Annotated in this window: 23 protein-coding genes; 12 read left to right on the top strand and 11 right to left on the bottom strand. The window is 74.7% G+C overall.

Annotated features, from left to right (window positions below):
- Positions 1–121 precede the first annotated feature (121 nt).
- From ACZ7BZ_RS20880 to ACZ7BZ_RS20870, 3 genes are all read right to left on the bottom strand, one after another.
- Positions 122–880: a DeoR/GlpR family DNA-binding transcription regulator gene (locus tag ACZ7BZ_RS20880; protein ID WP_465748695.1), complete on the bottom strand. Its 759-nt coding sequence runs from the start codon at positions 878–880 to the stop codon at positions 122–124.
- A gap of 132 nt (positions 881–1012) precedes the next feature.
- Positions 1013–1912: a class II fructose-bisphosphate aldolase gene (locus tag ACZ7BZ_RS20875; protein ID WP_470359557.1), complete on the bottom strand. Its 900-nt coding sequence runs from the start codon at positions 1910–1912 to the stop codon at positions 1013–1015.
- An 80-nt stretch (positions 1913–1992) separates the two neighbouring features.
- Positions 1993–2865: an SIS domain-containing protein gene (locus ACZ7BZ_RS20870; RefSeq protein ID WP_470359556.1), complete on the bottom strand. Its 873-nt coding sequence runs from the start codon at positions 2863–2865 to the stop codon at positions 1993–1995.
- A 286-nt stretch (positions 2866–3151) separates the two neighbouring features.
- Here ACZ7BZ_RS20870 and ACZ7BZ_RS20865 point away from each other — a divergent pair, with 286 nt between their 5' ends.
- Both ACZ7BZ_RS20865 and ACZ7BZ_RS20860 read left to right on the top strand, forming a co-directional pair.
- The gene (locus tag ACZ7BZ_RS20865) at positions 3152–4360 is read left to right on the top strand and encodes a 4-hydroxybenzoate 3-monooxygenase (RefSeq protein ID WP_470359555.1); all 1209 of its coding nucleotides are present in this window, start codon (positions 3152–3154) and stop codon (positions 4358–4360) included.
- Between the two features lie 45 nt (positions 4361–4405).
- Complete coding sequence (locus ACZ7BZ_RS20860) at positions 4406–6148, top strand: methyltransferase (protein ID WP_470359554.1); 1743 nt, start codon at positions 4406–4408, stop codon at positions 6146–6148.
- A gap of 56 nt (positions 6149–6204) precedes the next feature.
- Here ACZ7BZ_RS20860 and ACZ7BZ_RS20855 read toward each other — a convergent pair whose 3' ends face one another.
- The 3 genes from ACZ7BZ_RS20855 to ACZ7BZ_RS20845 form a co-directional block, all read right to left on the bottom strand.
- Positions 6205–7827: a multicopper oxidase family protein gene (locus ACZ7BZ_RS20855; protein ID WP_470359553.1), complete on the bottom strand. Its 1623-nt coding sequence runs from the start codon at positions 7825–7827 to the stop codon at positions 6205–6207.
- A 134-nt stretch (positions 7828–7961) separates the two neighbouring features.
- Complete coding sequence (locus ACZ7BZ_RS20850) at positions 7962–8666, bottom strand: NUDIX hydrolase (RefSeq protein WP_470359552.1); 705 nt, start codon at positions 8664–8666, stop codon at positions 7962–7964.
- 241 nt (positions 8667–8907) lie between these two features.
- The gene (locus tag ACZ7BZ_RS20845; protein ID WP_470359551.1) at positions 8908–9060 is read right to left on the bottom strand and encodes a hypothetical protein; all 153 of its coding nucleotides are present in this window, start codon (positions 9058–9060) and stop codon (positions 8908–8910) included.
- A gap of 214 nt (positions 9061–9274) precedes the next feature.
- On the opposite strand from ACZ7BZ_RS20845, the gene ACZ7BZ_RS20840 reads away from it, so the two are divergent.
- Together ACZ7BZ_RS20840 and ACZ7BZ_RS20835 are read left to right on the top strand one after the other, a co-directional pair.
- Positions 9275–10018, top strand: a complete 744-nt coding sequence (locus ACZ7BZ_RS20840) for a metallophosphoesterase (RefSeq protein ID WP_470359550.1) — start codon at positions 9275–9277, stop codon at positions 10016–10018.
- Positions 10019–10021: 3 nt separating this feature from the next.
- Positions 10022–10615, top strand: a complete 594-nt coding sequence (locus tag ACZ7BZ_RS20835; RefSeq protein ID WP_470359549.1) for a DUF402 domain-containing protein — start codon at positions 10022–10024, stop codon at positions 10613–10615.
- Positions 10616–10625: 10 nt separating this feature from the next.
- Here the strand turns inward: ACZ7BZ_RS20835 and ACZ7BZ_RS20830 are convergent, their stop codons facing one another.
- From ACZ7BZ_RS20830 to ACZ7BZ_RS20810, 5 genes are read right to left on the bottom strand one after another with little or no spacing between them, the layout of a single operon-like run.
- Positions 10626–11762 (bottom strand): iron-containing alcohol dehydrogenase, encoded by a 1137-nt coding sequence (locus ACZ7BZ_RS20830; protein ID WP_470359548.1) that lies wholly within the window; start codon positions 11760–11762, stop codon positions 10626–10628.
- Positions 11762–13027 (bottom strand): phosphoglycerate kinase, encoded by a 1266-nt coding sequence (gene pgk, locus ACZ7BZ_RS20825; RefSeq protein ID WP_470359547.1) that lies wholly within the window; start codon positions 13025–13027, stop codon positions 11762–11764. The genes ACZ7BZ_RS20830 and pgk overlap by 1 nt, the downstream gene beginning before the upstream one ends.
- A complete protein-coding gene (gene argC / locus ACZ7BZ_RS20820) occupies positions 13017–14114 on the bottom strand; it encodes an N-acetyl-gamma-glutamyl-phosphate reductase (RefSeq protein ID WP_470359546.1) in 1098 nt (365 codons plus the stop codon). The genes pgk and argC overlap by 11 nt, the downstream gene beginning before the upstream one ends.
- A complete protein-coding gene (locus ACZ7BZ_RS20815; protein WP_470359545.1) occupies positions 14111–15235 on the bottom strand; it encodes a zinc-dependent alcohol dehydrogenase in 1125 nt (374 codons plus the stop codon). The genes argC and ACZ7BZ_RS20815 overlap by 4 nt, the downstream gene beginning before the upstream one ends.
- Positions 15229–16179 (bottom strand): hydroxyacid dehydrogenase, encoded by a 951-nt coding sequence (locus ACZ7BZ_RS20810; protein WP_470359544.1) that lies wholly within the window; start codon positions 16177–16179, stop codon positions 15229–15231. Before ACZ7BZ_RS20810 ends, ACZ7BZ_RS20815 begins: the two co-directional genes overlap by 7 nt.
- Positions 16180–16452: 273 nt before the next feature.
- Between ACZ7BZ_RS20810 and ACZ7BZ_RS20805 the strand changes: the two genes are divergently transcribed.
- From ACZ7BZ_RS20805 to ACZ7BZ_RS20770, 8 genes are read left to right on the top strand one after another with little or no spacing between them, the layout of a single operon-like run.
- Complete coding sequence (locus ACZ7BZ_RS20805; protein ID WP_470359543.1) at positions 16453–17313, top strand: isocitrate lyase/phosphoenolpyruvate mutase family protein; 861 nt, start codon at positions 16453–16455, stop codon at positions 17311–17313.
- 43 nt (positions 17314–17356) lie between these two features.
- Positions 17357–18328 (top strand): 2,3-diaminopropionate biosynthesis protein SbnA, encoded by a 972-nt coding sequence (gene sbnA / locus ACZ7BZ_RS20800; protein ID WP_470359542.1) that lies wholly within the window; start codon positions 17357–17359, stop codon positions 18326–18328.
- Positions 18274–19386, top strand: a complete 1113-nt coding sequence (sbnB, locus tag ACZ7BZ_RS20795) for a 2,3-diaminopropionate biosynthesis protein SbnB (protein ID WP_470359541.1) — start codon at positions 18274–18276, stop codon at positions 19384–19386. The genes sbnA and sbnB overlap by 55 nt, the downstream gene beginning before the upstream one ends.
- Positions 19383–21050, top strand: coding sequence for an amino acid adenylation domain-containing protein (locus tag ACZ7BZ_RS20790; RefSeq protein WP_470359540.1), 1668 nt, complete (start codon positions 19383–19385; stop codon positions 21048–21050). The genes sbnB and ACZ7BZ_RS20790 overlap by 4 nt, the downstream gene beginning before the upstream one ends.
- Positions 21047–22213 carry a nucleotidyltransferase domain-containing protein gene (locus ACZ7BZ_RS20785; protein WP_470359539.1) on the top strand — a complete coding sequence of 389 codons (1167 nt, stop codon included), beginning with the start codon at positions 21047–21049 and terminating at the stop codon, positions 22211–22213. Before ACZ7BZ_RS20790 ends, ACZ7BZ_RS20785 begins: the two co-directional genes overlap by 4 nt.
- Positions 22214–22246: 33 nt before the next feature.
- The gene (locus ACZ7BZ_RS20780; RefSeq protein ID WP_470359538.1) at positions 22247–22519 is read left to right on the top strand and encodes a phosphopantetheine-binding protein; all 273 of its coding nucleotides are present in this window, start codon (positions 22247–22249) and stop codon (positions 22517–22519) included.
- Entirely contained in the window at positions 22516–23187 is a 672-nt protein-coding gene (locus ACZ7BZ_RS20775) for a nucleoside/nucleotide kinase family protein (RefSeq protein WP_470359537.1), read from the top strand. The genes ACZ7BZ_RS20780 and ACZ7BZ_RS20775 overlap by 4 nt, the downstream gene beginning before the upstream one ends.
- Positions 23188–23231: 44 nt before the next feature.
- The gene (locus ACZ7BZ_RS20770) at positions 23232–24035 is read left to right on the top strand and encodes an amino acid kinase family protein (protein WP_470359536.1); all 804 of its coding nucleotides are present in this window, start codon (positions 23232–23234) and stop codon (positions 24033–24035) included.
- Positions 24036–24058: the final 23 nt, after the last annotated feature.

Here is a 24058-nt window from a genome sequence, read left to right as displayed (position 1 = left end):
CGGTGCCACGCTAGGAGCGCCGCGATCCCGTCCACCACGCTTCGCCGTCCCTGCCGCGTCCCACCGCCGTCCCGGGACGGTCCCGGGCGGCCCCGGACGGTCCCGGGCGGCCCCGGGTGGGTCAGGCCCGCCGCACCCGGACGCCGGCCTCGGCGATCGCCTGCTCCTGGGCGTCCGGGAGCCCCGCGTCGGTCACCAGGTCGTGGACGTCGGTGAGCGGGCAGATCGAGGCGAAGGTGACCCGGCCGACCTTGGTGCGGTCGGCGAGCACGACGGTGTGGGCGCTGCTGCGCAGGAAGGCCCGGTCGGTCTGGGCCTCCATCTCGTCGTGGGTGGTGCAGCCCTGCTGGACGGTCAGGCCGTCCACGCCGATGAAGGCGAGGTCCAGGTGGTACTGGTCGAGCATCCGCTCGGCGGCGGGGCCGACCAGTTCGTAGCTGGCCGAGCGGGCGAGGCCGCCGATCACGACCAGCCGGACCTCGGGGCGGACGATCAGCTCGGCGGCGATGTTGACGGCGTTGGTGACCACGGTGAGGTTGCCGCGCTCGGCCAGCACCCGGGCCAGCTCGGTGGTGGTGGTGCCGCCGGTCAGACCGACCACCGCGCCGTCCGGCACCAGTTCGGCGGCGGCCCGGGCGATCCGTCGCTTCTCCTCCTGCTGCTGGTCGCCCCGGTGCCGCAGCGGGATCTCCAGGTTGACCGCCCCGGTCACCGCGCCGCCGCGGGTGCGCTGGAGCAGCCCCTGGTCCTGCAGTTCCTGGAGGTCCCGGCGCACGGTCGCGTCCGACACCCCGAGCAGTTCGGAGAGCGTCCGCACGTCCGCGCTCCCCGCCTCGGCGATGTGCGACACGATCCTGGCGGCGCGATCAGCTTTGAGCATGCACGGAGTGTAGTTCAGCCCGGGTCGGCCGCCGGCGGGAGCGCGCCCTTCCTCGGGCGCTGCCCGGCACCCCCGCCCGGCAGGGCCGATCCCGCTGCGCACCCGGGCTCGGAGCCCCTCCCTTTCGGACGGTTACGAGCACGGCCGCGCAGCGCACTGCTCGTCGTCGGGGGTCACGGCGGCCCGGCCGGCCGGCCGGGACTCGGTCAGGACGCCGAGCAGCCGGGCCACCTCCCGGGCCACCGCCTCGCGGCCGTCGCCCAGATAGGCCCGGGTGTCGACCAGCGCGGGGTCGGCGGCGAGGCGGCGGCGGACCGCCTCGGTGAAGGCCTTGTTGAGGTGGGTGGCGATGTTGATCTTCGTCATGCCGTGGGCGACGGCCGCCGCCAGCGCGTCGTCCGCGACCCCGGAGGAGCCGTGCAGCACCAGCGGCACCGGCACGGCCGCCCGCAGCGCGGCGATCAGGTCGAGGTCCAGCGCGGCGGTGCGGGTCAGCATGGCGTGCGAGGTGCCGACGGCCACCGCCAGCGCGTCCACGCCGGTGTGCGCCACGAAGCCGGCGGCCTCCGCCGGATCCGTCCGGGCGCCGGGGGCGTGCACGCCGTCCTTGCCGCCGACCTCGCCCAACTCGGCCTCCACCCACACCCCCGCGTCGTGGCACACCCGGGCCACCTCGGCGGTGGCGCGCACGTTCTGCCCGTACGGCAGCACCGACGCGTCGAACATCACCGAGCCGAAGCCCAGCCGGAGCGCCTGCTCCACCAGCGGGCGCTCGGTGGCGTGATCCAGATGGACGGCCACCGGTACGGCGGCGGCCCGGGCCACCGCCAGCGTCGCGGTGCCGATCGGCGCCAGGCCGCCGTGGTAGCGCACCGCGTTCTGGCTGAGCTGCAGCACCACCGGCGCTCCGGCGGCCTCCGCCCCGGCGACGATCGCTTCGGCGTGCTCCAGCTGGATGACGTTGAACGCTCCGACGCCGCCGCCGCCGCGCAGCGCGGGCCCGACGATCTCTCCGGTTCCGACGAGGGTCACGGTTCTCCTTGGGGCTGTGCCGACTGGGGGTGAGTCACCTGCGGCCGTCCGGGCCAGGGCGGTTCAGGGCCGGACGGCGGTCACGGCCGGTCCAGCACGATCGAGCGGGTGAGGTGGCGCGGCCGGTCCGGGTCGAGGCCGCGCCGGACGGCGAGGCCGACCGCCAGCCGCTGGACCCGGACCAGCTCGGCCAGCGGGTCCAGCCGCGGCACGCTGACCGCCGCGCCGGTCGCCTCGGCCTGCCGGACCAGCCCGGCGGGCGGGGTGCCGAGGAACCACACCAGGCCCTCGGGGCCGCTGACGCTGATCGGGCCGTGGCGGTACTCCATGGCCGGGTAGGACTCGGTCCAGGAGCCGGAGGCCTCCCGGACCTTGAGCGCGGCCTCGTTCGCCACCCCGTGGCTCCAGCCCGTCCCGAGGAAGGTGAACTGCCGCGCCGCCAGGGCCCCCGGCGGCAGCGGGGCGTCGATCGCCGCACGGGCCTGGGCGGGCAGGTCGGCCGGTGCGGCGCCGAGGTGGGCGCGCAGCAGAGCGAGGGCGGTGGTGGCGAACCTGGTCTGGACGACGGACCGCTCGTCGGCGAACTCCAGTACCACCAGGTGGCGGGCGGCGGCGCCGATCGGGGTGCCCGCGTCGGCGGTGATCGCCACCGTCTCGGTCGTGCCCAGCGCGGCGAGGGCGTCGAGCACCTCGGTGGTGGTGCCGGAGCGGGAGAGCGCGACCACCCGGTCGTAGTGGCGCCCGGCCGGGAACTCGGAGGCCGCGAAGGCGTCGGTCTCGCCGAGTCCGAGGGTCTCGCGGAGCGCCGCGTAGGCCTGGGCGATGTAGAGCGAGGTGCCGCAGCCCAGGACGGCCACCCGCTCGCCGGGCTCGGGCAGGTGGCGCGGGGTCAGTTCCAGGGCGCGCTGCCAGCACTCGGGCTGGCTGGCGATCTCTTCGTCGACGTGGGCCATCAGGTCCTCCTGCGCGGGACTGCACGAATGTGCGTGAAGATGATCGATTTATAGTCCAGCCCTCACTCAGTGCGCAACAGTGCGCAGCCTCGATCATCTCCGAGCAAGCCATCCGCCGACCGACAGCCCGCTCCCGCGCCATGGCCGGGCGTCCGCCACCCCCACCTGCGGCTGGACCCGCCCGCGACCGGCGGCGCCCGGCGAGGCCGAAGATCATCACGCTATTCACCGATCCGAGCTATTCCGGCCCGTCGATGTATCCGGCGATGGCTAAGCTCACCGTTCTGTGATCGAACGTCAGACAAGCCGAACAGCCCAGGAAACCGCCGACGTCGTCGTCCTCGGCGCCGGACCGGCCGGACTCACCCTCGCCAACCTCCTGCACGCCGCCGGGATCGACTGCGTCGTCCTCGAACGCGCCGACCGCGCCCACGTCCAGACCAGGGCCCGGGCCGGCTTCCTCGCCGCCAACACCGTCCGGGTGCTGGACCGCCACGGCCTCGCCGAGGGCCTGCACCGGCACGGCCGGCCGCACGGCACCTGCGAGTTCCGCACCGAGGACGGCAGCTTCCGGCTCGACTACGGCGCCCTCGGCCGCCGCGAGCTGCACACCGTCTATCCCCAGCAGGACCTGGTCACCGACCTGTTGACCCACTACCTGGAGGCCGGCGGGCGGATCGCCTTCGAGACCGAGGCAGAGGCCGTCCAGGAGGCCGCCGGCCCCCGCCCCACCGTGACCGTCCGCGACGCCGAGGGCCGCCCCGGCCGGTGGTCGGCCCGGTACGTGGCCGGCTGCGACGGCCGCCACGGCGCCGCCCGCCGTTCCCTGCCCGCCGGCACCCGCCGCTACCACCGCGACCACGGCGTCACCTGGCTCGGCCTGCTCGCCGAGGCTCCCCCGAGCATGGACGCCGCCGGCTACGCGATGCACCCCGCCGGCTTCGCCGGCCACATGGCCCGCACCGCCGACATCACCCGCTACTACCTCCAGTACGAGCGCGGCGCCCCCGCCGACGCCTGGTCGGAGGAGCGGATCCGGGCCGAGCTCGACCTGCGGCTGCGCAGCGCCGAACACGGACCGCTGCACCACGGCCGGATCGTCCAACGCTCCGTCATCGACCTGGAGTCCGACGTGATCGAGCCGCTGCGGCACGGCTCACTGCTGCTCGCCGGGGACGCCGCGAGCCTGCCCGCCCCCGCCGCCGCCAAGGGCGCCAACCTCGCCGTCCTGGAGGCCGAGCTCCTCGCCGAGGCCCTGATCGACGACCTCGCCCACGGCGACTCCCGGGCGCTCGACGGCTACTCCGCGCGCTGCCTCGCCCGCATATGGCGGGCCCAGGACTTCGCCCACTGGATGATCCAGCTCCTGCACTCGCCCACCGGACCGGGCGAGGAATCGTTCTTCCACGAATCCATGCGGCGCTCACGCGTCGAATCCCTGCGCACCTCGCGCACCCACCAGGACTGGTTCGCCGAGAACTACGTCGGCATCTGACCGTCACCCGACCGTCCCGCCCACCGGAACGAGGACTCCCGCCCCATGACCGCGACACCCCCGGACGACACCGACCGCCTGCGCGCCACGGCCGACTTCGTCAGGGAGCACGACACCGCAGGCCTGCTCCCGCTGCTGCTGCCCGGCCTGGACGGCCCGGAACGCCGGGCCCTGACCGAGCGCTGCCGCTTCTCCCACGCCGCACTGCTCGTCCTGCCCCCGGACGCCGCCACTCTTCGCGCCCAATTCGCCGCCTGCGGACTGGACTTCGACGCTCCCCCGCAGCCCAGCGTGGTGGTCCGCGGCCGGCTGGCCCGCCGCCACGGCCGGGCCGAGGCCGACCTCGACGTCAGCATCCTGCGCCCGCCGGTGCCCGGCCCCGACGGCGAGCGGACCGTCGAGGTGTTCGCCCTCACCGTGCCGCCCGGCTCGGACCTCGCCGACCTCGCCGACCACGAACGCGCCCACGACCACGAGGCGCACCTCGCCTTCGAGGTCGCCGACCCGGACCCGCTGGCGCTGCGTGGCCTGTGCGCGCTGTTCGCCCGGCACGGCGCCACCCCCGACGGCGGCGGCCACAACCCCCACGAGGACTCCACCGTCCTCTACTTCACCACCCCCGCCGGTACCCGCACCGGCTACCGCCGGGTGGAACTGCACGCCCACGGCGACCACCGCGCGGTGCTCGCCGACCACCTGGGCCAGGACCCGGCCCAGCACTCCGCCGAGACCCTGCTGCAGCAGCTGACCGGCGCCTGGACCACCCAGGCCCTGGCGGTCAGCGCCCGGATGGGGCTGCCCGACGCCCTGGGCAGCCGGACCGGCACCACCGCGGCCGACCTCGCCGCCGCGCTCGACGCCCACCCGCAGAGTCTGACGACCCTGCTGCGCTACCTCACCATGCTGGGCGTCCTCACCGAGGACCAGGACGGCTACCGGCTCACCGGAACGGGGGCCCTGCTGCGCGCCGACGCCCCCGGCTCGATGCGGCCGCTGGCGCTGATGTACGGCGGGCCGTTCTACCGCTCCTTCGGCGAGCTGGAGCACACCGTGCGCACCGGCCGGGCCGCCTTCGACCACCTCTTCGGCGAGAACCACTTCGACCACTTCGCCCGCGACCCCGAACTCGCCGAGCTCTTCGACCAGTCCATGGCCGCCGGGGCGCGGATGTTCGACCCGCTCCCGGCCCACCCGGTCGTCACGGCGGCCGCCGCCGGCGCCGGCACCCTCGTGGACATCGCGGGCGGCAACGGCGAACTGCTCGGCCGACTGCTGTCCGCCCACCCGGCGCTGCGCGGGACCCTGCTGGAACGCCCGCACGCCGTGGCGGCGGCCCGCCGCCGACTCGACGCCGCCGGCCTCGGCGAGCGCTGCGACTACGTGGCGGGCGACTTCGCGGACGTCCCCGCGGACGCGGACGTCTACGTGCTGTCCCGGGTGCTGCACGATTGGGACGACGAGCGCTGCGCCGGGATCCTGCGCCACTGCGCCCGCGCCATGCCCGTCCACGCCGACCTGCTGATCGTCGAACGGCTACTGCCCGACGACGGCTCGGCCTCGCTGGCCACCGCCTGGGACGTCCACATGATGTGCAACACCGGCGGCCGGGAGCGCCGCGCCGACCACTACGCCCGGCTGCTCGCCGACGCCGGGCTGCACCTGCGGGGCCACTCCCCGCTCCCGCTGGGCGGCGCCGTCCTGCACGCCCGCCGGGCCGCCGTCCCGGCCCCGGCCGGCCCGGCGTACTCAGGACCTGCGCACTCCGCTCCGGCACGCTCCGGGCGCTGACCCGCCGCCGGCCCACCGGGTGCTCCGCCGCCGACCGGTGGCGGAGCACCCCGCGCTCAGCGCCCGGGCCGTCTCGCCTCGACGTAGTCGACGACCTGCATCATGCCGAGGTCCTCGTGCTGGAGCTGGTGGCAGTGGGCGACCACCCGGCCGGTGAAGTCCTGGTACCGGACCAGGAAGGTGACGGTGTCCCCGGGCCGACCGCCCGCCAGGTCCACGGTGTCCTGCCAGACCGGCGGGTCCAGCCGCTCGCCGTTGCGGTGGGTCACCTGGACGTGGTTGGTGTGCAGGTGGAAGGGGTGGTGGAAGGCCCGGTTGGTCTCGTCGGTGCGCAGCGTCCAGCGCTCGACGGTGTCCAGCTCCAGGGTGTGGTTGACGAAGCCGGGGTCGAACAGGCCGTAGGCCCGGTCCCGGGTGAGGTCGCCGTCCGGGTCGGCCGCGGGGGTCGGATGGCTGCCCAGCATCCGGAAGGCGTTGGCGAACGGGCCGGTGAAGACGTTGGGGTCGACGTGGAAGACCACCTCGCGGTCCGCGTCCGGGTCGGTGAGGTCGCTCTCGTCCAGGAAGGGTTTGCCGGCCGGCAGGTCGGTGGGCAGCTCCATCGGCGGGTCGACGGGCTCGCCCGCCACCTGGACCGTCAACAGCGGACCGGCCACCCCGTCGGTCCGCAGCAGGTAGCTGCCGGGCTCGCCGCCCCGGACCAGGACGTCGGCCCGGTTGCCCATGGCCAGCCGGACGGTGTCGGTGGCGACCACGGCGGGGAAGGTCACGCCGTCCTGGGCGATCTGGTGGAGGGTCTGGTCCGGTCCGTCCCCGGTGAGCCGCAGCGCCAGCGCGGTGAAGGCGGTGGCGCAGACCAGCCGCCAGCGCTGCACCTCGCCCGGCCGCAGGGTGACGGTGGGGTTGACCGCGCCGTTGACGGTCAGCACCGGTGGCACGGCAGTGAGCGCGTTGCCGGCGTCGAAGGCGGGGACTTCGCCGTCCTTGAGCCGGAGTTCGTTGACGCAGACCACGAGGTCGGCGGCGGCCGCGATCTCGGGCACTTCGTCGACGTCGCCCTGGACGATCAGCACCCCGGCCATCCCGCCGACGAGTTGGGTGGAGGTGGCCCCGTGCAGGTGCGGGTGGTACCAGAAGGTGCCGGCCGGGTGGTCGGCCGGGATGTCGATGGTCGTCAGGTACCGCGGCTCGGGGGCGCCGGCCTCGACCTCTTCGGCGGTGCGCGGCGCGAAGACCCGGAGCACGTTGTCGGCGTCCCCGGTGGGGTCGACGTGCAGGCCGTGGGTGTGCAGGTTGAAGCTGTTGAAGCCGTGCGGCCGGTTGTGGTCCCCGCTGTGGGGTGCGTTCGGCGGCAGGCCGTTGACCTGGGTCAGCCGCAGGGTGTCCCCGGCGGCCACCCGCAGGGTCGGGCCGGGGATCGTCCCGTTGTAGGTGCGGGTGCGGACCGTTCCGTGGCCGGGGACGTCGATCTCGGTGAACCGCACGTCGAGCGTCTCCTCCAGCACCGCCCCCGGGCGGCCGGCCACTCGCCGCGCGCTCCGTACCGCCGGCTGCGGGAAGGCGACGGGCGCGGCCGCGGCGGACCACCGGGAGAGGATCCCGTCGGACGCCGCCACCAGGACGGCGGCCGGGATCGCCCTGAGCATCGACCGACGACTGAATCCGACATTTTCGCTCATGGTCGGGCAATCTAGATCAACTCACTGCTGACACCCGGTCAAGCACACCGCGCGTCCGCCAGACATTGCCCATTCATGACCCTCGGGCTTCCCCGCCCCCTCGGGCTTCCCCGTCCTCTGGGACTGCCGGACCCTCAGCCGGACCAGACGGTCACCGTGGCCTCGACCTGGTAGTCCGCCGCGTCGACGGAGTCGATCTTGATCAGGGCGGTACGGCCACCGGGGGTCTTCAGGCAGACCAGCGACCCGACGCTCACGTGCGCCGAGTTGCCCGGGTGGCTGGCGGCCCAGTCCGCACAGGCGGCTCCGGAGGGCGGCGCCTGTCCGGTCCAGACGCCGAAGCTGTCGTGGTCGCTCTGGATCTCCTCTCGCAGCACGGCCGCGGTCGCGCTGAACCCGGTCGCGTAGATGCCGTGCGGGAAGCCGGGGGCACGCCCCGGCGGGGTGAGGTCGAAGTCGGCCCCGCCCTCCATGGTGATGGCGACCTGCCCGCTCCAGGCCACGGCGGGGCCGGTCGAGGACGGCGCGGGCGGGTTCGGCGCCGCCGTGGTCGCGGCAGCGGTGGCCGCCCCGGCCGCCGCACCGGTCGACCCGGCCGCCGCCGTGGTCGGCACCGGATTCACCGCCGGGTTCGCCGCCGGATTCTCGGGCTCGCCGCCCGAGGGCCGGATCGCCGTCCCGAGGATCAGCGCCAGCACCCCGACCGCGACCACCCCGGCCCGCGCGCCCCCGCTCTTCGGCCCCGGCAGGCTGATCCCCGCCCCGCTCGCGGCCTCCTTGGCGAAGGCCACCACGAAGCAGAGCAGCCCGAACACCCACAACGTGATGGTTCCCGCCATGGCCCGCCCCCCATGTCCCACCCGCACCCACCCAGCTCGAACCCGCAGATGGTACCGGGATTCCGACCCCCCGACAGCCGAATTCGCCGCACCCTCCAGGGCACCGCCGCGCCGGCGCGAACGGCCCGTCGGGTGGCCGCCGGTGCGAGCGGCCGCCCCGACGGGTCGGTGCCGTCCGGGCCGCGCCCCAGGGGGTGGCGCCGCGCCGGGCGGAGATTGTCAACCTTGGCAAGTCTTCCGATTACGGCCAGTCAATCATCGGAGCGAGAACGGTCGCCTGCGCGGCGGCGACCGGGTGCCCCTGGCCGGCCTGGACGGACCCGCCCCCGACGATCGACAGCAGGGCGACGAGCGCGGCTGCGGCGAGGGAGGCGACGATACGGGCTTTGTGCATGGTTCTTCTCGTTCTCTTCGGTGCGTTGGTCCTGCTCCGACCGGGGCGTTCGGGCTCCGGTACGAGGCAGGACGCTAGCCGCCCGGCCGAGCGGTTGGCAAGCATTGACAACGGTTGGCAATGCTGCCTAGCCTCGGGGCCCGGGCCGCCCGCGCACCCGTGCGGTCTATAGCCTGTGGCGGCACAGCCGGTGATCCACAGGAGAGGCAGAGGAATGACCTTGCTGCTCGCCCACGTCAGCGACCTGCACCTGGACGGCGGGGAACGGGCGACCCGGCGCGCCACCCGGGTGATGGACCACCTGCGGGCCCTGCCCCGCCCCGTCGACGCCATCCTGGTCACCGGGGACATCGCCGACCACGGCACCGAGGCCGAGTACGAGGAGGCCGCCCGGATCCTGGCCGCGCCCGTCCCGGTGCTGCTCTGCCCCGGCAACCACGACGTGCGCTCCGCCTACCGCAAGGCCCTGCTCGGCGAGGCCGCCGAGGACGGCCCGGTCAACCGGCTCCACCTCGTCGGCGGCACGGCCGTGCTGATGTGCGACTCCACGATCCCCGGCCAGGACCCGGGCCTGCTCGACGAGGAGACCCTCGACTGGATGGACGCCACCCTCGGCGCCCTGCCGCCGGGCACCCCCGCGCTGCTCGCCTTCCACCAGCCCCCGGTCCCGGTCCACCACCCGCTGCCGGACTCCTACATGCTCCAGCAGCCCGAGCGGCTGGCCGAGCTGATGCGGGCCCACCCCCGGGTCGCCGCCGTCCTGACCGGCCACGCCCACGCCGCGGTCTCCGCCACCTTCGCCGGGCGCCCGGTCGTCGTCGCCCCGGCCGTCACCTGGACGCTGCGCCTTCCCTGGGAGGGCGACGAGCCCGCGGACCGCGAGCAGCCGCCCGGCCTGGCCTTCCACGTCCTGGACGACGAGCACCGCCTGACCACCCACTACCGGGTGGTGGTCTGACCGGTGTCGTCACGTTTCCGCAGCGGTGAGGTGATCGTCCGCCGGGAGATCCTGGACGGCCGCGAGTGGCTGGTCTACCCGGTCCGGGTGGTCGCCGACGACGGCGGACAGCTCGCCGTCCACCTGGTCCGGGGCACGCCGCTGACCTTCGGCGGCGGCGACTTCTCCTGGGGCCTCCACCCGTGGGTCCACTTCGACCACAGCTGGCAGTCCGAGGACGTCCTCCAGCTCCAGCGCCCCGGCGACGGCTACGCGGTGTGGGCCCGGTACCAGGGCGGCGACCTCGTCGACTGGTACGTCAACTTCCAGGAGCCGCTGCGGCGCACCGGGCGCGGCTTCGACACCCTCGACCAGGAACTCGACCTGGTGATCCCGGCCGACGGCTCCGCCTACCGCTGGAAGGACGTCGACCACTTCGAGGAGCGGGTGCGCTCCGGCGGCTTCACCCCGGAGCAGGCCCGGGCCGTCCGCGCGGCCGCCGACGAGGTGGTCGGGCTGATCGAGGGAGGGGACGCCTGGTGGGAGCAGTGGCGCCACTGGCGCCCCCTCGGCGAACACGCCGTCCCCGGGCGGGTGGAGCTGACGCCCGGGGGCTGAGCGGAGAGTCCTACACGGACTCGGTGAACAGCATCCGCAGGTACTCCTCGTCCGCCTCCGGCCCGGGGTCGTTGGCCAGGTTGCCGCTCACTCCGGCCACCAGCGCGCCGACGTCCTCCCGGGCCACCCCCCAGTCCCGCAGCCGGGCCCGCAGACCGGCCCGGTCCAGCAGCCCGGCCACCGCCTCGTGCACGGTGGCGCCGCCCAGCAGCTCGGCGACGGTGGCGAACCCCTCCCCGGCCCGCGGCTCGGTGTGCCGCAGCCAGGCCGGGTAGACCACGGCGAGGCCGCGCCCGTGGGAGATGCCCAGGCCCGGCAGCGAGCCCATCGCCTGCTGGAGCCGGTGCGGCAGACAGGTGCTCACCGTGGCCACATTGACCCCGCCGAGCACCGAGGCCAGGCAGAGCGCCTCCCGGGCGGCCGGCGAGTCCTCGCCCCGCAGCACCACGGGCAGGTGGGCGGCGATCAGGCTGATGGCCTGCCGCGCGCGGGCGCGCGAGGCGTCGGTGGCCGCCACCGCGACCGAGCCCTCCACGGCGTGGGCGAAGGCGTCGAAGACGGTCTCGGCGAGGACGGCAGCGGGCAGGGTGGCCACCAGGTCGGGGTCGACCACCGCCGCCTTCGGCAGCAGTGCCTCGCCGCGCACGCCTGAGCGGAACCCCCGGGCGGTGTCGGTGATGATCGCGCCCTTGGTGACCTCGGAGCCGCTGCCGGCGGTGGTGGGGACGGCGAGCACCGGCAGCGCGGGGGCGTCGGCGTCCAGGGTGGTCCCGATCAGCTCGCCGACGCCGCCGGCGGCGCCCGCCGTGACGGCCACGCCCTTCGCGGCGTCCAGGGCGCTGCCGCCGCCGATGCCCACGACCAGGTCGCAGCCGTGCGCGCGGGCCAGCGCGGCGGCCTCGTCGACCTCGTCGGAGCGCGGGTTGGCGGAGACCCGGTCGTAGACCGTGGCCCGTACACCCGCCGCCGCGAGGCTCGCCAGGGCGCGGTCCAGGTAGCCGTGTTCGCGCGCCGCGCGCCGGCCGGTGACGACCAGGGCGTGGCCGCCGAGTCCGCCGGCGAGCTCGCCGAGGCGGTCCAGGGCGCCGCGGCCGAACTCCACCCGGGTGGGGATGTTGAGGTCCAGTGTCGTCAGGGGGTGGTTCATCAGGGGGTGTCCTTGGTGGTCGGGTCCGAGGCGTTGCCGCGCAGCGCGTCGAGGACGGCGCACGTCCCGGTGGCGAGCAGTTCGAGGGCCGAGCCGCCGCCGGTGGAGGCCGGGCCGGTCCAAGGCAGTTCGGCCACGGTGTCGCCGCCCAGCAGCAGCGTGCCGGCGGTCTTCGCCGACCGGGCCGAGAGGACGGCGTCGGCGGCCCGGCGGTGCCCGTCCAGGTAGCGGCCGGGCGTGCCGGCGACGACGGCCCGGTCCGCGCGGGCGAGCAGGTCGAGCGCCCAGGGCTGGACGGTGAAGTCCACGATGGTGTGGCCCGCCGGCACCCCGTCGGCGACGGCGACCTCACGGGCGGGGTGCCCCGGGCCGCTGCCGAGCGGCACCGTCCACACGGTGTCGGGGACGTGCAGGCGCCGGCCGGCCGGGGTGGCGAGGGTGCGGCGGGCGGCGGCCACGCAGTCCTCGGGCCGGCTGCCCAGGTCGGAGCCGCCGATGTCGTGGCCGAGCGCGCGCAGCACCGCGTTGAGCACCACGCCGCCGGGGACGACCAACTGATGGGTGCGGGTGAAGTGGACCAGCCCGACCAGGGTCTTCTCCGGCTTGCGCCCGCCGAGCACCGCCGCGCAGACCTCACTCGCCGCCGGCGCCCCGCCGGTGGCGGTCCGGGCCCACGGGGCCAGGAAGGCGGCCTCCGTAAGCAGGCTGTCGGCGGCGTAGCCGGGCAGCAGCGCCAGCAGTCCGGTGTTGGAGGCGTGCGCCCGATGGGCCTTGGAGAAGCCGCCGACCGCGACCCGCTCGCCGAGGGCGGCGAAGCGCCGGGCGAGGGCGGGGTCGCCGCCTTCCTCGCCCGGGTGGTGGCGGGTGTTGCCGAACAGGGCGATCTCGCCCGGCCGGAGCTGCCGGGCCTGCCGCGCCGCGGCCTCGGACGCGTTCTCGGCGCAGTAGCGGACCGGGCGCCCCAGCCTCCGGGCGAGGTGGTCGGCGATGTGGCCGAGGTGGTGGGCGCTGCCGTCGCGGTGGCTGCCCTGGTGGGAGAGCAGCGCCACCCGGGCGCCGTGCCCGGCCAGCCGGTCCAGGTCGGCGAGTTCGCTGTCGATGCGGCCGGTGCTGGTCAGTTCGCGGTCGACGTTGAAGCCCGCCGAGTAGATCCAGCGCTCCCCCGGCCGGATCGCGCGCCGGGCCAGTCGCGGGACGTCGTCGAAGGGCCCGCCGGGGGCGGGCGGCGCTGCCGCCCCCGGCGCGGACGCGGCCTCAGAGGCCATAGCCGCGCAGTCCCGCCGTCTCGTCCAGCCCGAACATCAGGTTGAGGTTCTGGATCGCGGAGCCGGCCGCGCCCTTGACCAGGTTGTCGGTGACGGCGACCACCTTGGCGATGCCGCGCCGGGCGTCGTAGTCGAGGCCGATGTGGCAGAAGTTGGAGCCGGTGACGCCGGCCAGCGTGGGGTAGCGGCGGTAGTCCTTGTCGGTCAGCCCGCCGTGCTGCTCCTGGTCGTTGACCCGGACGAAGAACTCGCCGTCGGCGCCGGCCCCGTAGCGGTCCCGGTAGTGGTCGAGCAGCCGCTCGCGGGTGACCTCCGCGCGCGCCTCCTGCCGGATCCGGACGCTGGCCTGGACGTAGATGCCGCGGGCGAAGTTCCCGTGCGCGGTGGACAGGTCGACGGTGACCGGGCCGCCCGCCGCGTCGGCCAGGTGGGTCTCCAACTCGGGTGCGTGCCGATGGCCTTGGAGGCTGTACGGGAGCATCGAGCCGAACACCTCGGCGTGCAGGATCTCGGTGCGCGGCTTGACCCCGGCGCCGGTGGTGCCGTTGACGGCGGAGAGGTGCAGCGGCTCGGTGAGGTCGGCGAGGCCGGAGCGCAGCAGCGGGTCGAGGCCGAGCAGCGCGGTGATGACGTAGCAGCCGGGATTGGCGACCAGCCGGGCCCGGGCGATCCGCTCGCGGTGGAACTCGCTGACGCCGTACACGGCTTCGGCGAGCAGCTGCGGGGCGGTGTGCGGACGGCCGTAGGCCGCCTGGTAGGTCTGCTCGTCGCCGAACCGGAAGTCGGCGCTGAGGTCGATCACCCGGGCGCCGGCCGCCAGCAGCTGCGGGGCCAGGCGCATGGCCTCGCCGGAGGGGGTGCACAGGAAGAACACGTCGAAGTCCGCGGCGGCGGCCAGAACGGGCTCGACCGGGCTGAACTCCAGGCCCGCGCCGAGCAGGTTGGGGTGGACCCGGTCGAAGGGCTGGTCGCCGCGCGAGGTGGGGACGATCTCCCGCACCGCCGGGTGGTTGAGCAGCAGGCGGCACACCTCGCCGCCGGCGTACCCGGCGCCGCCGATGACCGCTGCCCGGATGCCCGTGTTCATGACTGCCGTCCGTTCGTGGGTTCGGGCGCGCCGGCCCGGTGGGGTTCGGGCGCGCCGGTGACATGGAGGATGATCTTGCCGGTGGGGTCGGCGGGGTCGTCCATCAGCCGCAGGGCCTCGTCCGCCCGGTCGAGCGGGAACTCGTGGGTCACCAGCGGCCGCGGGTCGACGGTGCCGGCCGCCAGCCAGGAGATGACCTCGGTGAAGTCCTCCGGCGTGGACAGCGCCGAGCCGAGGACGCTGACCTCCCTCCCCACCAGGGAGTTGAGGTCCACCGGGTGGCGGTCCTCGAAGTAGCTGACGACCACCACCACCCCGCCCGGCCGGACGGCCCGCAGCGCCTGGTCGGTGACGCCGGGGTACCCGGCGGCGACCACCACGACGTCGGCGGGGCCGCCGAGCACCTCGGGGGCGGCGGCGGCCGGGTCGGTCCGCCGGGCGTCGAGGTAGGCGTCCGCGCCCGACCGGCGGGCGGTCAGGCCCTTCTCGGGGCCGACGTCGACGCAGGCCACGGTGCGGTAGCCGAGTCGCCGGGCGGCGATCAGACAGCCCAGGCCGATCGTCCCCGAGCCCAGGACCAGCATGGCGCGCTCCCGGGCCGGGCCGGCGAGGCGTACCGCGTGCAGGCCGATGGACAGCGGTTCGACCAGGGCCCCGGCGACCGGGTCCAGCCCGGCGGGCAGCCGGTGCGTCATGTTGGGCCGCAGCAGGACGAGTTCGGCGAAGGAGCCGGTCCAGTCCAGGTGGCTGAGGTTGAGCTTGCGGCCGCACAGGTGGGGCGCGGCGCGCCGACAGGCGGGGCAGTCGCCGCAGTGCGAGAAGGCGGCCGAGCAGACCTGGTCGCCGACGGCGAAACCGGTGACCTGGTCGCCGACGGCCTCGACGGTACCGGAGAACTCGTGGCCGAGGACGGCGGGGGCGGTCTTGTACGGGTGGGTACCGCGCCAGGCGGCCAGGTCGGAGCCGCAGATGCCGGTGGCCGAGACCCGGACCAGCAGGTCTCCGGGACCGGGTCGGGGGGCCGGGACGGGCCGGTGCTCGATGGTCCGGACGTCGGTGAGGACGGCCGCGTTCATGACGGCCGCCGCAGGGGCGGGGGCGAGGTTCTCCACGGTCAGCACACCCGGTTCGTCGCGGAGCCGCCGGCCAGGGCGGTGGTGAGGTCCGCGACCAGCAGCCGACCGACCACGGCCTGGGCGTCGGTGGTGGTGGCGCCGAGGTGCGGGGTGAGCACCACGTTGTCCAGCCCGGCGAGCTCGGGGGTGCCGCTCTCCTGTCCGTGCACGTCGAGCGCGGCGCCCGCGATGGTGCGCTCGCGCAGCGCCCGCAGCAGCGCCGGCTCGTCGACCACGCCGCCCCGGGAGACGTTGACCAGGTAGGAGGTCGGGCGCATCAGGCCGAGTTCGGCCGCGCCGATCAGTCCCCTGGTCCGGTCGGTGAGCGGGACGGCGAGGCACACCACATCGGCGGCGGCGAGGAGTTCGACCAGCTCGACCCTGGTCACGCCGCGTTCGCGCAGCCGGGCGTCGCGCTCGGCGTCCGGGCGGGCGACGGCGGCCAGGACGGTCATCCCGAGGGCGCGGCCCAGTTCGGCGGTCCGGGTGCCGATCGGCCCCTGGCCGACCACCCCGAGGACGCGGCCCGCCAGTCCGGGGCCGGCCAGGTTGGGCTTGTCCCAGACACCTCCCCGGATCTGCCGGTCGGCCTTGGCGATGTTGCGGGTGACGGCGAGCGTCAGGCCGAGGGCGAGTTCGGCGACGGCGCCGGCGCTGGCTCCGGGGAGGTTGAACACCTGCACCCCGAGCTCGCGGGCGGCGGCCAGGTCGATGTTGTCGGTGCCCGATCCGGCCCGGGCGACCACCCGCAGCCGCTGCGCACGGCGCAGGACCTCGGCCGTGATCCGGACGCCGCTGCGCACCACCAGGGCGTCGGCGTCCGCCACCAGGTCCAGCAGTTCGGCGGGCTCGGGGTGGATCCGCACCACGACCTCGTGGTCCCGGCGGAGGGCGGTCAGGGCGTCCGGATCGACCGGATCGACCACGAGGATGCGCGCTCGGTCTGTCATTGCTTGCTGTCCATTCGGTTCCGCTGGCTGGCGACCGGCCTGATCCTGCACGGCCGCCGCCAGTTATGGCAAGTCATTGACAAACTCGTTGACATGATCGCCGGGGAGGTCTTAGCTTCATGGTGCCCGACCGGCCCGGGCCACCCCACCCCAAGATGCCGCACTCCGCATCACACAGGGGCGGACCGAGCCTCGTCGGCGCAGACTCCGGTGACCTTCCCCCACCGCTGGCAACTCTTGCCAGAGTCGTCAAACTCCCGGAACAGGACTGACATGATCAAACGCAGCTACCCGTCCTTCCGCACCGTCCTCGCCGAGCACGAGGTGGTCCGCGTGGCCGGGGCGCACCACGCGCTCAGCGGGGTCCTCGCCCAGGAGGCCGGGTTCCAGGCCGTCTGGTCCTCCAGCTTCGAGGTCTCGGCGGCGCGCTGCCTGCCCGACGCGAGCATCCTCAGCATGACCGAGTACCTGGAGGCCGCCGCCAACATCCAGAAGGCCCTCGACGTCCCGGTGGTGGCCGACTGCGACACCGGCTACGGCGGGCTCTACAACGTCGCGCACATGGTGCACGAGTTCGAGGGCGCCGGCATCACCGCGGTGTGCATGGAGGACAAGCTCTTCCCGAAGATGAACAGCTTCGCCGCCGGCGACCAGACCCTGCTCGACACCGGCGCCTTCGCCCGCAAGATCGAGACCGCCAAGAACGCCCAGCACAGCGACGACTTCTTCGTCATCGCCCGCACCGAGGCGCTGATCAGCGGCCGGAGCGTGGACGAGGCGGTCGCCCGCTGCCGGGCGTACGCCGAGTCGGGCGCCGACGCCGTGCTGATCCACTCCAAGGCGTCCACCAAGGACGAGGTGCTGGGCTTCCTGGAGCGCTGGGACCAGCGGGTACCCGTCGTCGTCGTGCCCACCACCTACCCCGACTGGCACATCGACGACATCCAGGCCGCCGGCGTCTCGGTCGTCATCTACGCCAACCAGGGCATGCGCGCCGCCCTCAGCAGCCTGCGCGCCACCTACCGCGCGATCTACGCCGCGGGCGACACCACCGCCCTCGAACCGCAGATCGCCTCCGTGCGCGACATCTTCGACCTCCAGCGCATGGGCGACTGGCAGAAGCTCGACGCGTGAGCCCCCGCCAGCGCCGACGCGCGGAAGGGGACGGACAGCGCCCATGACTGTCGTATCCGGAGCGCACGAACTCCTCGACACCGAGGTGTACGTCGACCTGCGCGACGTCCTCGGCACACCGCTGTACCTCAAGTGCGAGGGCTTCAACTTCGCCGGCTCGGTCAAGATGCGGCCGGCCGCCTGGATGGTGGCCGCGGCCCAGCGCGACGGGCTGGTGGGCCCCGGGTCGGTGCTCATCGAGTCCTCCTCGGGCAACCTCGGGGTCGCCCTCGCCGTGGTCGCCGCGGCCAAGGGCCTGCGGTTCGTCTGCGTGACCGACCCCAAGTGCAACGCCGCGACCGTCCGGCTGATCCGCAGCCTCGGCGCCGAGGTCGTGGTGGTCGACGCCCCGGACGAGAGCGGCAGCTACCTCGGCGCCCGCAAGGAACTGGTGCGCCGCCGCTGCGCCGAGGATCCGTCCTACGTCTGGCTCAACCAGTACGAGAACCCGGCCAACTGGATCGCCCACTACGAGGACACCGCCGCCCAGATCGCCAAGCGGTTCCCGACCCTGGAGACCCTGTTCATCGGCACCGGCACCGGCGGCACCCTGATGGGCTGCGCCCGCTACTTCCGCGAGCACCGGCCGCAGGTCCGTCTGATCGGCGTCGACAGCGAGGGGTCGGTCAACTTCGCCGGCGCCCCCGGCACCCGGCACATCCCGGGCCTCGGCGCCAGCGAGCCGATGCCGCTGATCGACCCGGACCTGCTGGACGAGGTCATCCGGGTGCCCGAGGCGCAGGCCGTCCGGACCTGCCGGCGCCTGGCCGCCCGCGGGCTGCTGTTCGGCGGTTCCTCGGGGACGGTCGTCAGCGCCGCGGCCGACTGGCTGGCCCGGCGCGGGGCCGGCCCCTCGCACACCGCCGTCGCCATCGCCCCCGACCTCGGCGAGCGGTACCTGGAAACGATCTACAACGACGCATGGGTGGCCGAGCACTACCGCGACAGCGCGCCCGGCCCCGAGGAGAGACCGTGAACCACCAGCCCGACATCCCGGACTTCGCCGTCGTCCCGGGAGCCGCCGTCCACCGCGCGCTCGCCGGCCGGCAGCAGGAGCTGATCGACCTGGTCGAGCGGAGCTACCTGCTGCACGGCAGCGGACGGACCGTCAACCCGCCGTCCTACTTCCTGCGCTTCGCCGACCGCCCGACCGCCCGCATCATCGCGCTGCCCGCCTCGGTGGGCGGCGAGCGGCCGGTCGACGGCATCAAGTGGATCTCCAGCTTCCCGACCAATCTGGAGCTGGGCATCCCCCGGGCCTCCGCCGTACTGGTCCTCAACGACCCGCGCACCGGCTACCCGTACGCCTGCCTGGAGAGCTCCATCATCAGCGCGGTCCGCACCGCCGCCTCCGCGGCCCTGGCCGCCCGCACCCTGGGCCGCGGCCGCCCCGCGCCGCGCAAGGTCGGCTTCATCGGCACCGGCCTGATCGCCCGCTACCTGCACGAGTACCTCTCGGCGCTCGGCTGGGAGCCGGCCGAGTACGGCGTCCACGACCTGTCCGCCGAGTACGCCGAGGGCTTCGCCGCCCACCTGCGTTCCACCACGGACCCGGCCGAGGTGCGGGTGCGGGTCCACGACACCGCCGAGGAGCTGATCCGCTCCAGCGACGTGGTGGTGCTCGCCACCACCGCCGCCACCCCGCACCTGACCGACCCCTCCTGGTTCGCCCACCACCCGCTGGTGCTCCACGTCTCGCTGCGCGACCTGGGCACCGAGGTGATCCTGGACAGCGTGAACGTGGTCGACGACGTCGAGCACGTCCTCAAGGCCGACACCTCCGTCCACCTGGCCGAACAGGCCACCGGCGGACGGGACTTCATCGACGGCACGCTCTACGACGCGCTCACCGGCGAACTGACCGCGCCCGCCGACCGCACCGTGGTCTTCTCCCCGTTCGGCCTGGGCGTGCTCGACCTGACCGTCGGCGAGCACGTCACCGCCCGGGCCCGGGCCACCGGGGACCTCACGGTGGTCGCCGACTTCTTCCACGACGTCGAACGCCACCACCGCCCCGAGGACGGCACCCGGTGATCCCGGCCGCGCTGCCACTGGCCGAGGGCGCCGTTCCGCAGGCCCGCGCCCTCGCCCTGCACGGGCCGCGGCGCCCGACCCCCGGCACCGGGGTGCTGGAGTACGCCGCCTGGCACGCCGAGGCCCACCCCGACCGCCCCGCCGTCACCGAGGGCGACACCGTCCTGAGCTACCGCCAGCTGCTCGGCCGGGTCTCCGAGATCCGGGCGTCCCTGCTCCTCCAGGGCATCGGGGCCGGCGACACCGTGGCCGCCGTCGGACCGCGCTGCGCCGACACCCCGGCCGTGTTCCTCGCCCTGGAGAGCCTCGGCGCCTCCTACCTGCCGGTCGACCCGGCCTGGCCAGCCGAGCGGGTCCACGACGTGCTGGAGCGCAGCCGGGCCGCGCTGCTGCTCGCCTACGGCCCCGCCGAGGGCCCGGCCGACACCACCCGCACCGGCGCCACGAGCTCCGACGCCGCCCGCAGCGGCGCGGCGGCCGCGCAGGTCACCGTACGGAGGGTGCCGCCGGCGGCCGGCACCCTCCAGGCACCGCCCCGGGACGGCCGCGACCGCTCCCCGGAGACCCGCTACACGATCTTCACCTCCGGCACCACCGGCCGCCCCAAGGGCGCCACCGTCGAGCACCGGGGCATGCTCAACCACCTGTGGGCCAAGATCGACGACCTGGGCCTCGGCGCCGACGACGTGGTCGCCTTCACCGCGCCCCTGGTGTTCGACATCTCCATCTGGCAGATGCTCTGCCCGCTGCTCGTCGGCGGCCGGGTCGCCGTCGTCCCCGACGCGGTGCTGGGCTTCCCCCGCCGACTGGTCAAGGCCCTGGAGTCGGCCGGGGCGACGGTCGTGGAGCTGGTACCGACCGTGGTCGGCTGGGTCGTCGACGAGACCGGCCGACGCCCCGGCACCGCCTTCGGCGCGCTGCGCCGGCTGATCTCCACCGGCGAGGAGCTGCACCCGGCCGCCGCCGCCCGCGCCCTGGCGGCGCTGCCCCACGTCGAGCTGGTGAACGCGTACGGGCCCACCGAGTGCTCCGACGACGTCACCCACCACACGGTGCGCCCGGAGGACACCCGGCGCCCCCGGCTGCCGGTCGGCGCGCCCGTCGCCAACACCTCGCTCTACCTGCTGGTCGACGAGGGCGCGGCCGGTTGGCGCGCCGCAGCGGCCGGGGAGGCCGGCGAGCTGTTCGTCGGCGGCACCGGCGTCGGCCTGGGCTACCTCAACGACCCCGACACCACCGCCCGGGCCTTCTTCGCCGACCCCTTCGACCCGGCCTCGGCCACCGGCCGGCTCTACCGCACCGGCGACCTCGCCCGGTTCGAGGACGGCCTGGTCCACTACCTCGGGCGCAGCGACCGTCAGGTCAAGGTCGCCGGCGTGCGGATGGAACTCGACGAGATCGAGGCCGTGCTCGGCCGCCACCAGGCCGTCGACCGGTGCGCCGTCACGGTGGCCGGCGCCGGCGCCGGCGCCGAGCTGGTCGCCCACTACTCGCTGCGCGCCCCGGCCGCCCAGGCGGACCTGCAGGCCGCCCTGCGCACCACCCTGCCCGCCGCGCTGGTCCCGCGCCGCTGGCGCCGGTGGGACGCGCTGCCCCTCACCCCCAACGGCAAGGTCGACCACCGCTCGCTCCGGGCGGCCGCCGACCAGGAGGAGACCCGATGACCACCACAGCCCCGCAGAGCCCGCCGGCCGACCCCCGGCTCGACCGACTGCCCCCGCACGCCCGCCTGCTGCTGACCATGGCCCGACTGCGGCTGGACCAGGACCAGGTGCGCCGGGCCCGTGAGCTCGCCGCCGACGAGGACCTCGACTGGGGCGCCTTCCTGGACGCCGCGGCGCGCCACAAGCTGCTGCCGCTGGTCGGCCGGCACGTGTTCGTCCACCGCCTGGACCGCGCCGCCGAGGGGCGCAAGGGCTTCCCGTACGGCTGGGTGTTCACCACCGCCCACCTGGGCAACCGGCAGCGCAACCTGGCGCTGGCCGACGAGTTCGGCCGGGTCTTCCGGGAGCTGGCCGAGGCCGGGGTACGGCACGCCGTGCGCAAGGGCTTCTCGCTCGCCGAGGGCGAGTACGGCGACCCGTCGCTGCGCCGGATCAACGACGTCGACCTGCTGGTCGACCGCGCCGACGCGGCCCGCGCCCACGAGGTGCTGGAGCGGCTGGGCTACCTCCAGGGCAGCCTGGCCGAGGACGGCGAGCGGGTCGAACCGTTCAGCCGCCCCACCCAGATCTTCTGGCGGGTCAACCTGAGCAACCAACTGCCGTACCTCAAACCGGGTTTCCGCCCGGACGTGCCCGAGTTCAACGTCGACCTGTGTCACGACATCTTCCAGAAGAAGTCCGGCGTCAGCGCCCCGGCCGCCGAACTCCTGGACCGGGCCGTCCCTGCCGTGCTGTGCGGCACCGAAACCTGGATCCCCGATCCGCTGGACCGGCTCCTGGACCTCTGCTCCCACCTGCACAAGGAAGCCACCAGCCTGCGCTTCATCGAGGACAGCGTCGACCTGCAGATCAGCAAGTTCCTCGACATCGCCCTGGTCACCCGGGCCTTCGACGAGCGGCGCTGGGACGCCTTCGTCGCCCGGGTCCGGTCCTACGGCGCGGCCGCGATCGCCTACTACGCGCTGCACTTCACCGCCGAGCTGTACCCGCGGGCCGTCCCGGCGGCCGTGCTGGACGCCCTGCGGCCCGAGGACACCGACTACCTGGAGCACTACGGGACCCTCGACGGCCAGCGGGCCCGCTGGGCCCTCGGCTTCCTGGAGCGCCTCTTCGACACCGGGCGCAAGGCCGGCAGCGGCCGCTCCAACGTGCCGCACAACTGACCTCCGCCAGTCCACCCACGATCGGGAAGATCCATGGAATCACCCTGGGACAGCACCTTCACCCCGCTCCTCACCCGCCACCTCGACCTCGGCGAGCACGGCGAACTGCGCCCCGACGACGACCTGTTCGGCCTGGGCCTCACCTCCATCGCGATCGTGGAGCTGGTGGTCGCGCTGGAGGAGGCGTACGACGTCGAGTTCCCCGACGAGCACCTCACCCCGGAGACCTTCGCCAGCCCGGGCGGGCTGTGGTCGGTGGTCGCCGGGCTCGCGCACGGCACCGGCGGGCCGGAGGGCGCCGCATGATCGTCTCCCTGGTCGGCTCGGACGGCGCCGGCAAGTCGACCGTCTCCGCGCTCGCCACCGAGCGGCTGGCGGGCCTGGGCCTGGACGTCGAACGGGTCGACCGCTGGGACATCGTCGACAACCCGGCCTACCCGGCCACCCGCTTCATGCGGCCCGACGTGCCCGACACCCGGCTGTGCGTGGCCGAGATGCCCGACACCACCCGGTTCCTGTTCCTGATGTGGTCCATCTCGCACGCCCTGCTGGGCCGTTCACCGCGCACCGGGGGGCCCGGCAAGGTCACCCTGCTGGACGGCTACTGGATGAAGCACGCCGCCGCCGAGATCGTCTACGGGCTCGACCAGGCCTGGGTGGAGGGCGTGGTCTCCGCGCTGCCCGCCTCCGAGGTGGTGTACCTGCGGATCGATCCGCAGACCGCCTGGGAGCGCAAGGTGGGCCGCGACGTGGTGCCCTACGAGTGCGGCATGGACCCGCGGTGCGGGCAGCAGAGCTTCCTGACCCACCAGCGGCGGATCCTCGCGGTACTCGACGGCTGGGCCGAGCGCTTCGGCTGGCAGGTCGTGGACGCCGCCGAGCCGCTCGACCGGGTCGTCACCCAGGTCGTCTCGCAGGTCGCCGACACAGTGGCCGCCACAGGAGCCGCGCGCGCCGCGGCCGGCACGCCGTGAGCGCCGCGCCGGGCCCCCTTCGGCCGGGGGAACCGCAGCTGCTCGTGGTCAAGGTCGGCGGCAGCCTGGTCTCCGACAAGCGCACCGACGACCACCTGGACGCCGAGGCCGTCCGGGACTACGCCCGCCAGGTCGCCGACCTGGTCCGCCACCACCCCGGCCGGGTCGTCTTCGTCGCCGGCGGCGGCGCGCTCGGCCACGGCGCCGTCCGCGACCTCCAGGAGGCCGACGGCTTCGCCCAACTGGGCCTGACCCGGGCGACCTTCGCGGTCAAGTGGGCATGGACCTCGGCCTTCCGCGCGCTCGGCCTGCGGGCCATGCCGCTCCAGGTCTCGGCCATGTGCGTGGACGGCGAGGCCGGTCCGGTCGCCGACCTCACGGTGCTGCGCCGGATGCTCGCCGAGGGCGTGCTGCCGGTGCTCTCCGGCGACTGCGTGCTGACCACCGACGGCGGTCTGCGGGTGCTCGGCAGCGACCAGGTGCCCGGCCTGCTGGTCGACGCCGCCCCGGCGGGCGTGCGCATCGTCACGCTCACCGACGTGCCCGGCATCCTCACCGGCACCGCCAAGGACGGCCCGGTGCTGCCGCACGTCGACCCCGACGACCCGTCCGCCGCGTACGCGCTGCTGTGGGCCACCGCCCCCTGGGACACCAGCGGCGCCATGCGCGGCAAGCTCGACGCCCTGCTCGCGCACGCCCGGCGCGGCGCCGAGTGCCTCATCCTGCGCGGCGACCGCACCGCGACCGGCCTGCGGCACCTGTTCCGGCCGATGGCCGACTGGCCCCGCGAGCTGGAGCACACCCTGATCGCACGCGGCCCCCGACCCACACCGCGGCCGGCCCGCTGACCCATCACCACCCCTTCAACTCC

The organism is Kitasatospora sp. NPDC036934 (assembly GCF_055608425.1).
This window is presented reverse-complemented; position numbering and strand designations above follow the sequence as displayed.

What these genes read in the sequence shown, in the direction of transcription:
- ACZ7BZ_RS20830 (WP_470359548.1), bottom strand. Translation starts at nt 11,762, where the DNA reads ATGAACCACCCCCTGACGACACTGGACCTCAACATCCCCACCCGGGTG.
- ACZ7BZ_RS20850 (WP_470359552.1), bottom strand. Translation starts at nt 8,666, where the DNA reads ATGGCGGGAACCATCACGTTGTGGGTGTTCGGGCTGCTCTGCTTCGTG.
- ACZ7BZ_RS20840 (WP_470359550.1), top strand. Translation starts at nt 9,275, where the DNA reads ATGACCTTGCTGCTCGCCCACGTCAGCGACCTGCACCTGGACGGCGGG.
- ACZ7BZ_RS20845 (WP_470359551.1), bottom strand. Translation starts at nt 9,060, where the DNA reads ATGCACAAAGCCCGTATCGTCGCCTCCCTCGCCGCAGCCGCGCTCGTC.
- ACZ7BZ_RS20810 (WP_470359544.1), bottom strand. Translation starts at nt 16,179, where the DNA reads ATGACAGACCGAGCGCGCATCCTCGTGGTCGATCCGGTCGATCCGGAC.
- ACZ7BZ_RS20785 (WP_470359539.1), top strand. Translation starts at nt 21,047, where the DNA reads ATGACCACCACAGCCCCGCAGAGCCCGCCGGCCGACCCCCGGCTCGAC.
- ACZ7BZ_RS20880 (WP_465748695.1), bottom strand. Translation starts at nt 880, where the DNA reads ATGCTCAAAGCTGATCGCGCCGCCAGGATCGTGTCGCACATCGCCGAG.
- ACZ7BZ_RS20870 (WP_470359556.1), bottom strand. Translation starts at nt 2,865, where the DNA reads ATGGCCCACGTCGACGAAGAGATCGCCAGCCAGCCCGAGTGCTGGCAG.
- ACZ7BZ_RS20805 (WP_470359543.1), top strand. Translation starts at nt 16,453, where the DNA reads ATGATCAAACGCAGCTACCCGTCCTTCCGCACCGTCCTCGCCGAGCAC.
- ACZ7BZ_RS20855 (WP_470359553.1), bottom strand. Translation starts at nt 7,827, where the DNA reads ATGAGCGAAAATGTCGGATTCAGTCGTCGGTCGATGCTCAGGGCGATC.
- sbnA (WP_470359542.1), top strand. Translation starts at nt 17,357, where the DNA reads ATGACTGTCGTATCCGGAGCGCACGAACTCCTCGACACCGAGGTGTAC.
- ACZ7BZ_RS20860 (WP_470359554.1), top strand. Translation starts at nt 4,406, where the DNA reads ATGACCGCGACACCCCCGGACGACACCGACCGCCTGCGCGCCACGGCC.
- ACZ7BZ_RS20780 (WP_470359538.1), top strand. Translation starts at nt 22,247, where the DNA reads ATGGAATCACCCTGGGACAGCACCTTCACCCCGCTCCTCACCCGCCAC.
- argC (WP_470359546.1), bottom strand. Translation starts at nt 14,114, where the DNA reads ATGAACACGGGCATCCGGGCAGCGGTCATCGGCGGCGCCGGGTACGCC.
- pgk (WP_470359547.1), bottom strand. Translation starts at nt 13,027, where the DNA reads ATGGCCTCTGAGGCCGCGTCCGCGCCGGGGGCGGCAGCGCCGCCCGCC.
- sbnB (WP_470359541.1), top strand. Translation starts at nt 18,274, where the DNA reads ATGGGTGGCCGAGCACTACCGCGACAGCGCGCCCGGCCCCGAGGAGAG.
- ACZ7BZ_RS20775 (WP_470359537.1), top strand. Translation starts at nt 22,516, where the DNA reads ATGATCGTCTCCCTGGTCGGCTCGGACGGCGCCGGCAAGTCGACCGTC.